The following is an 8,927-nucleotide window of genomic DNA, read 5'->3' on the forward strand; positions in this document are numbered from 1 at the left end:
CTGAAGCAATGGTAAAGATAGGGGCTATTAAATTATTATTGAATAAAATTTAAACAGCTTCTTAGAAAGCATTTGTCCGTAATCTGCGAATTCCCACATTTCGTACCGGAAGTATACTACATCAAATTGACCTGCAGGTTCAGTATTTTCCAGAGTTCTGTGTATGATATGCTACAAAAGCATGAGACGCGTTGAATTATTCCTCACCTCCCGGATAACATTATCTTTTTGTCTGACAGAGGAAAGGATAATGTCGAACAGATTATTTGAAAAATAAGCTGCATCCGGTATAAAAATTCATGTATATTTGTAGAATATAGGATACGGTACGGCAATTTTTGCGAAAGCAAACTTTCTACAATTGCGCTCACCTTTCACTATATTTGTATAATATAGGATGCGCCCTGGACAAAATTTCAAGCAAGTTTGATTTTGCCTCTCGGCTTTCACTATATTTGTTTTTGCAACAGAAAATAAAAATTAATATAAACAACATAATATGGATTATCAGAAAATGATGGCTGATGCGATAGAAGCACAAAAGAAAGCCATGGAAGATGCTTTGCAGCGGGCGTTGGACCAACAGAAAAAGATGAACGAAGAAATGGGATTCGAAACCACTGAGGAGGATCGTCAGGAACTGATAGACGAATACCGTCAACAGGGAGAAGCCCAGATCGCAATGATGCAGCAACAAATGCAGATGCAGGCTGCAATGATGGAAAATATCCAGGGAAACCCGATGCAGGCATATTCCGATGTATTACAGAATATCCAGGACAACATCGAGGAAGATGAGGATGAAGACGAGGAAATGACTGATGAGGAATACCTGGCATTTGTCCAGGCAAATACGCCTTCTGCCGAATATGCAAAATATCTGCCTATCGGGGCTTTGCTGATAGGTACACATGGTGAGCCTTACGGAACATTAAAGCTGATCCAGGACGGGGTTTATACATCGGAAGTATTGGAAAACGGCTGGGGTATCGATGACCGCGAAGATGCCCTGGACATGATGGAATCCTTACTAAAAGGAAGGCATGCTGTCAAGTTTGAAAAAGAACTCAAATATGCCCAGAAAGGGAATTTTGAAAAAATGGACGAAGAGAATGTCGAAGATTACCAAACCAGTGTCAATGGGATCACTGAGGTACTGGAATTACCCATGGAACTGGTGGACAAATGCACTACGCTCTATGCATGGGACCTGGAACGCATCGGATACCTTGCCCGTTTGTTTGTCAATGTCGGGTACATTTCAGAAGAAGAAGCCTGGGAATGGATGAAAAAAGCAGGTGCAGAAATAAAAAAGAATTTCAACACCTGGGAAGAATATTTTGTTTCCCTTTTGTTGGGAAGGGGATTTGCAATGGGAGTACATCAGGAACCTTATGCCGTAGCCTATGATTTACTGGTGGACAATAAGGATTTCCTAGACACACATCCAATCTCAAAATTGGCTTGATATCAAGATATTTGGGTGCATTTCAAATTAACCAAGCGGTGTTTTGATTACATCCTGTACACTTCACAAAAAAAGGCATCGAAGAAACGATGCCTTTTTGCTTACTTCCCATGAAATTACTGCTTCGGTTAAATCATCATCAATCCCAATAATGTCCATGAGAAGTTTGGATACTTACCTTGTAATAAAAGCTATAGCCGAACCATTGACTACTTTGGTTTTAAGTATAATTTTTTTCTTTCCGGCCGAATCATAACAATAGATCCAGTCGCCCATGCTTTGTGAAACGTAGATATCGCCATTGGTCGGATCCATACAGATATTATACCCCAACATTATACTTGTCCCGTCGGATATAAAATCACCGACCTCATCCGTTTTTAAATTTACTTTGCTGAAATAGGTACCATAAGTGGTCCAGTCAGTTTCTACAACATACACGTACTCCTGCCCGATCACCAGTTTTGAAGCCCTGATATCGAATGTCTTGATATTTTCTATATCCGATACATTGAACCGATGCAGTTTTGAAACATCACCATTGGCCCATGAATAATCGGCAGTTGTAAAATAAATATCTCCTTTGGGAGTGGCTTCTATCATGGATGGGTTTTCCGGAACCTTGATGGTGCCTGTTTCTGTAAAACCGGACAGGTCAATGACAGAAATGGTATTTCCGGGACCTTGTCCGGAATTGCAGACATACAGTTTTCCTCCGTATGTACAAATTCCTTCAGGATAGCTACCGCTAAGCGGAACTCTTCCGTTAATTTCCAGGGTAGTAGTATCGATACGGGCCACCGATCCGGAATACATCGTAACATAAACTTTCCCGTCAGCCAGGGCTATGCGGCGCGGCATATCCGGATTACCATCGGCATCGGTTGCCAAGATCCGTTTAACGGACAGTCCGGTTTTAGGATCGATCACTTCGATGTGTCCGCCTGCACTCATAGCAGGACCACTCACCACACAATACATTTTAGATCCGTATAGCTTCAGATCGTTTCCGGTATCTCCCAAAGGAGTTGTATTTTGACCGGAAAAGTATTTGGTCGAGAGCATTTGGGTCCGTATATCATAATAAGACAGATCACTGTTGCCCTGTCCCATGCCACCTTCACTCAGGATGTATAATGCTATGCTCTCTTTTTTCTGTATAGTAATCACACTTCCGTCGCTCATGTGAAAAAATACCTGCCCGTTCAGTTCTTCCACGGATACAATGGCCGCACTGTTACCCGCATCGACACAGCTTCCGTCGGAAAACCAGATCCGGGTACCATCTCCGGTGGTTTCTATCGAACTTACCGTTAGCTTCTGTTCCATGGCATTCAGCAATGTCTTGTACTGGTTCAATTCCTCTTCCTGACGTTCCTGCTCGGTCCGGAGATCATCGTATTTTTTGTTCAGATCGTCGATATCGTCTTTATAACAGGCATTCAATAAGAAAACAACGGATAAAAATAATACTGCTCTTTTCATTGGAATAAGCCGGAATGCCGGAATGTTCATAAAGACAGGAAATAGGGCCGGATAGTTTTTCCTGGTATGCTTTTCATCTCCTTTTGCTCTCTCTTTTTTCAATTTATTTTTCATTTGATTAAAATTTATGTTTATGGTTTATGGCATTTTATCCATCATGAGAAAAGTTTAGATGATCCGGGAATTCGGACGAAATACCAAAACGGCATAACATACAAGAGCAGGGAGAAGCCGGGAAAAGAAAAAATAAAGTCAACCCTCCATGTTCAAGCCTTATTCCACGAAAGCTCAAAACAAATTTAATTCCGGCAGGTCTTCTGACTTACCCCATCCTCAGGCTCCCTTCCCATTTCCTTTGAAACAGTGGATTTGAGTTTTGCCTGAAGATTCTGAGGGGGCTTACAGCAGCGGGTCTGTTCAGGATTTACACCTGATTCCCTTTTCACGAACAGTTCCGGATGGAATCTGCCCGAACCAGAATCAAGGCAAAAGTAATGATCTTTTTTGAAAAAGAAAAAAATGATCATTTGTGGCATTTTTTTTGCTTATAACCAACAAATTATCATTCTAATATTTTTCAATGCCCTAATTTGATTATCCGACATTAATCATATGTATTGAAAAACACACAGAAAGTTCAGAAAAAAACAAACCTTTTTTAAAAGTTATCGTATATAATCTTAAATCACAGGAACACACAGTCATTTTTACTATGACTGACAATATACTAAGTTAAAGAAAATTTATTTTTATAAAATCCTAATAACAAGGAACACAGTTAATTAATTATTTAAATTAAAATTAAATCAAAATGAAAAAAGTTAATTTTTTATTTGTAGCATCATTATTTGCTATTTGTAGTGTATTTGTAGGTTGTAGCGACGATGACGACACCGATCCCCCAACAATCACCTACGACAACGTCCAGAATAATTCGGTTACATTACCGGCAGGTGTCACCAGCTATATTGTGAATGCCACCATTAAATCGGACGAAAATCTAAAATCAGTGAAAGTAATGAGAAAGATTGGATCGGAATCCACACAGGTTGGTAGTACCATTACATCTTTTCCTGATAAAAAATTATATAATTTAAGGCAGGAAATTACAGGTATCACTTCGGATATTATTATATCGGTAATAGCTGATAACGGTAAGGAAAGACAATCGGACCTGAATATTAAATTTACTTCGAATCCTGATCCGGAACCAACCACCCAGATCGATACGTATACTGCCAGGCAAATAAAATGTGCTATAGCAGGAGGCGAGTCAGCTTCATGTGCAGCAAGTGCGGATGGTACCACCTTTACGATACTCAGCGCCAACACAACCACATCATTACAGCAAAAATGTGATTTCATTTATTTTGAAACCGGTGCAGGATCGGCAAATATTTATTCTCCAAACTCTTTACCTGCAGAGTTTTTTCCTCAGGTAAGCGCCTGGACGACTAAAAATGCCACCACCTTCTCGGTATTGAGTGGTGTTAATTATGATGACGTAACTGCAGCAAACATCATTGAAACTGCCGGTACTCCTGCAGGAACAATTGCTGAAGGCTTGTCTGAAGGCAGTGTGGTAGCTTTCAAAACAGCCGGTGGTAAAGTAGGTGTTTTTGAAGTAATGGCTTACACGGCAGGTTCAGATGCCAACGGATCTGTCACCATTAATTTGAAAGTTGTAAAATAACCTCTCTCAGTACTAAACGAAAAAGCCATCCGGTTTCGGATGGCTTTTTTATTGGATAACTGTTTCAAATATCGTTATTTAAGATTTTCCCGGGATTTATTACTCTTTTCGATAATTAGTAAAGAATCATACAACAAAAAAAAATTTATGTTGTTTATTATGATAAATAGCACACTTTTTGTAATGTTTATGCAGCATCATTCAATGTCAACTTTTTATTTCGTGATAATCGATCAGTTAAATCATTCATGTGAAAGTTTTTTTGATAAAAGCCTATAAAAAGCAAACTTTTTTTTAAAAATACAGTATACTTTACCTGAAGCTAAAGAAACATCAATTAATTTATTATAAATTCTGTACTAATTTAAATTAAATCAAAATGAAGAGAGTAAATTTTTTAATCGCAGCGGCATTGTTTGCTGTAAGTAGTGTATTTGTGGGGTGTTCGGATGATGATGATATCACTCCTCCGTCAATAAAATTTGACAATGTTACCAATAATACGTATACATTGCCAGAAGGTGTTTCCAGTTATACTGTCAATGCAACCATCACTTCGGAAGAAAATCTGAAAACAGTAAAAATCCTGCAAAAAACCGGATCGGAATCTATTCAGGTAGGACAAACCATTACCAGCTTTACTGATAAAAAGAATTATAACCTAAAACAGGAAATTACCGGTATCACTCAGGATATCTCTATCATTGTTGTTGCCAATAACGGCAGTGAAAGACAATCCGAACTGAAAATCGTATTCACTTCTGCTCCGGATCCGGAACCAACAACCAAAATCAGTACTTTTACCAATAGGAAAATGTATTGTTCTGTTAAAGACGGAAGTTTTGAAACAACTGCAGCCAGTGTTGACGGGACATTGATTATCCCTAAAACTGCAACAGCTGAACAAATAGCAAAATGCGATTTTGTTTATTTTTATACCAATAAAGCCACTATGTATTCTCCTCAAAGTGCTCCTACCAGTCTTGAAGAAATAGCAGGATGGACAACAAAGAATGACACCAGATTTGCAGTTCTGAGCAATGTCGATTTTGCAGAAATCACTGCAGGAAATATCATAGAAAAAGCTGGTAACCCAACAGCAACAACTGCTGATTTTATAAAAGACAGTGTTGTAGCTTTTAAAACTTCGAAAGGCAAAGTAGGTGTATTTAAAGTAACAGATCTCCAAGCAGGTTACGACGGTACTGATTATTGCATCATTGATATTAAAGTTGTAGAATAATCTTAACTGCAACTGATTCTAAATAAAACATTACTGTTTTATAATGATATAAAAACAAAGAGTTTGAAGGTAATCTTCAAACTCTTTGTTTTTATATCATTACTTGAATTTCGGCGGAAAATTATACGGCATCCATACCGGATATTTCTCCACTTCTGATGCAACGGATTCCGAAACCGGAATTCCCCAGGTAGTAAAGAAGGACATCATATTGTAGCCTGTAGCATCGGAAAAATAAGTCACCAGGTCATCGATCTTTTTCTGGTTGGCCTGTTCCCTGGCTGCTTTTCTTTCCTCATCCGTCATATTATTGTTCCTTCCTCCCCTACGTTCTGGATTCATATCCATCCGGTGTTCTTCATTGAACCGGCGGAAAACCTTTTTAAATGCGTCCCAGCCAAAATCAGTCTGTATCTGGCGGAAGGTGATGAGTCCCAGAAAAGGACTGGCCTGCCAGTCTTCAAATTTAGTTCCTTCCTTAAAATACCGGTCCATCATCTTACGGGTTTCTGTCATCGATATTCCCGAATGCGCTCCGTCCCTGCCTCTAAGCACCTGGTCAAAGATGTAAATGGAAAAGAAGTTCACGCTCACTTCGGTGGTACCGCTGAATACCCAGTCGGTGACATTTTGCATGTTGTGTCCTATTTCGTGGAAGAATCCCCAGTTGGCCCCGCCGTTACTCGGCTGCATTAACTTATCGGGGTCAGCGATCACATCTTCACTGACCATTCTTTTTTCCGGGCAATGATGGGCCATAATGGGATATCCGCTGTGCATGAATCCCCCGCCGATATGTACATCGGAAACGATCCGCTGTTTACGGAAAAATGGCGTGGGGATCTGTGCCAGGTCATAACAGGCACCCACAATAATGTCCCATGTTGCCGCCTTATCCTCAGGGTCAGTAATTTGCTTCAGGGATTCCGTAGATATCGTAATAATGATCCCGTTTCCCTCGAATTCACCCCAGGGAGCAGCTGCATTTTTTATCATTTCCGCCCATTCTTCATTGGTCGTTTTCCCGAGGATAAAATGTGGTGCAGCCACAGCATTTTCAATATCGATATTACCCGAAAAACTGTCAGCCGCAGGACTGCAGGTGATATAGATCAATCCTCCGAAAGCGCTGGCAATGGTATTTTTCTTATCGGTCAACCCTCTTGAATTCACGATCATCGGCATCCGTCGCCAATCCTCTTTGGCAGCCACCCAGGTATTGAGGTTATCGCTGTGACATCCTATCTGTACGGAAATTTTACCTTTAAGTTCATCAGGAACAGTAACGGTAATGATCTCTCCCGGTGCGGCATACAGCCCGGTGGAATACATAGTATGGTTCCTTGCTCCCGAATATCCTAATTTACTGACAATACTCCTGAGATGTTCCGGAACAGGCTCGTGTTCAAGAGCAATCATCTTCTTTATTCTCGGAGCAGAAGCCGGAACGCTCCCCGGGAAAAATACGGATGAAGGATGTGCCTTCACCTTTTTAGCCGGAAGTCCGGCAAGTTCCACGCATTTTTCATAAATCGCTTTTCGCTCATCTACCCTGTCTTTGGAAAAAGGCCTTTTTGCCGAGATAACAACAGTATCGGCCAAAGTTATTTTTTCCTTTGCCGATGCGGCACCTATCAATGAAACAAACGCCAATAACGCAATCCATCTTTTCATCATATCCTTAAATTTTTAATACTTAGCTCTTCTCCTATAGAAAAGCCGAATATATGGCTTTTGAAAATAACATACAATGATGAATGGACAGGTGCGTTTCTTTTTCACTGCTTGCAAGGTTTTTCAAAAATATTTTCCAGTTAGATACTTGTTGATTGTATCATTACGCTATTTTAGGTACATTTGCGCCGGAAATTATCTCAACCGGTACCGATGAGCCGAGTAAAAAAAATAAGTAAGATAGTTATTTTAACGGTTTTAACCGTAGTGGTTTTATTTTACCTATTGCCGAATGTGACCTACATTGAACAATCATTGGAAATCAACACTACTCCCGATAAGATCTTCGAATTGGTCAACAGTCCTGAAAAATGGACGGAATGGTATACCCCTCTGCGAAAAGACCATGAAGTACGGCTTCATTTTTCAGGTCCATTAAACGGCAAGGGAGCCAAGCTGGATTGGACAAGCAGCTACAGGAAAATGAAAGGCGGATCCATTTATATCAGGAATGCAAAAAACAACAGGAATGTGGCGGCTGTTGTTGATGTAAACGACCGGCATTCATCCATTATGACTTTCAAGATAAAACCAGTCAACAGGACCTCTTCGCTGCTGACCATCACTTCCCGGCTCAGTTTTCCCCAGGATAGCCTGCTGCATTATCTCCGGATGGTGTTTGACCGTTCTGAAGAACTACGGATCATTGATTATATCGAAAACATAGGAGAAGCTGCCATAAAAAAAGCAGATGGTATTCCGGTACACGTTCAGCGCGCAGATTCCTTCCAATATATAAGCATTACAAACCGTTGTAAATGGGAAGACCTGGCCCAGAACAAAAAAGACCTGTACCAAAAATTGCTGGCTTTTGTCGCTGTTTCAGGAATGAAAATCACAGATCGCCCTATTTCTGTATACCATAGGATAGAAGATGACCATATTATCTACGAAATGGGTATTCCTGTTGAAGGTTATGCGGAAAATTCATCCGGAGATATCTTGTGCAAGACCATGGAAGCTACAAATTGTGTCACGGCAGATCATTACGGATCTTATGACACCCTGGGGGATGCGCACAATGCGATCATGGTATGGCTGAGCAGGTTCGGAAAAGAGACAAGCGGGAATCCCTGGGAAATATATGTGACGGATCCTTTGGCCGAACCGGACTCTAATAAATGGCTGACCCGTATTTTTTATCCGATCAATTAGTCCATTACAATATTTCAGGAAGACAGATCTGAAAGTCCGGATGTTTTCATGTTGGAACAATGAAAAATATCACCCCACCTTCACTATTTCGCTGGCTATTCCGTGATGTAACATTCAGGATGCCTGTACAGGAAAAGATCATGTACCTT

General features: G+C 40.4%; 6 protein-coding genes and 1 riboswitch. Of the genes, 4 read left to right on the forward strand and 2 right to left on the reverse strand.

Annotated features, from left to right (window positions below):
* Positions 1-499 precede the first annotated feature (499 nt).
* Positions 500-1,468: a DUF1266 domain-containing protein gene (locus LBQ60_11910; protein MDR2038618.1), complete on the forward strand. Its 969-nt coding sequence runs from the start codon at positions 500-502 to the stop codon at positions 1,466-1,468.
* Positions 1,469-1,642: 174 nt separating this feature from the next.
* On the opposite strand, the gene LBQ60_11915 is transcribed toward LBQ60_11910, so the two are convergent.
* Entirely contained in the window at positions 1,643-3,067 is a 1,425-nt protein-coding gene (locus LBQ60_11915; GenBank protein MDR2038619.1) for a hypothetical protein, read from the reverse strand.
* 175 nt (positions 3,068-3,242) lie between these two features.
* A riboswitch (cobalamin riboswitch) is annotated at positions 3,243-3,447 on the reverse strand.
* A 317-nt stretch (positions 3,448-3,764) separates the two neighbouring features.
* Between LBQ60_11915 and LBQ60_11920 the strand changes: the two genes are divergently transcribed.
* On the forward strand, positions 3,765-4,646 hold the full coding sequence (locus LBQ60_11920; GenBank protein MDR2038620.1) for a hypothetical protein: 882 nt from the start codon (positions 3,765-3,767) through the stop codon (positions 4,644-4,646).
* 379 nt (positions 4,647-5,025) lie between these two features.
* The gene (locus LBQ60_11925; GenBank protein ID MDR2038621.1) at positions 5,026-5,889 is read left to right on the forward strand and encodes a hypothetical protein; all 864 of its coding nucleotides are present in this window, start codon (positions 5,026-5,028) and stop codon (positions 5,887-5,889) included.
* 99 nt (positions 5,890-5,988) lie between these two features.
* Here LBQ60_11925 and LBQ60_11930 read toward each other — a convergent pair whose 3' ends face one another.
* Positions 5,989-7,566, reverse strand: a complete 1,578-nt coding sequence (locus tag LBQ60_11930; GenBank protein MDR2038622.1) for a M60 family metallopeptidase — start codon at positions 7,564-7,566, stop codon at positions 5,989-5,991.
* A gap of 210 nt (positions 7,567-7,776) precedes the next feature.
* Here LBQ60_11930 and LBQ60_11935 point away from each other — a divergent pair, with 210 nt between their 5' ends.
* Positions 7,777-8,778: a GyrI-like domain-containing protein gene (locus LBQ60_11935; GenBank protein MDR2038623.1), complete on the forward strand. Its 1,002-nt coding sequence runs from the start codon at positions 7,777-7,779 to the stop codon at positions 8,776-8,778.
* The last annotated feature ends 149 nt before the right edge of the window (positions 8,779-8,927 follow it).

The organism is Bacteroidales bacterium (assembly GCA_031275285.1).
Taxonomy (GTDB): domain Bacteria; phylum Bacteroidota; class Bacteroidia; order Bacteroidales; family UBA4181; genus JAIRLS01.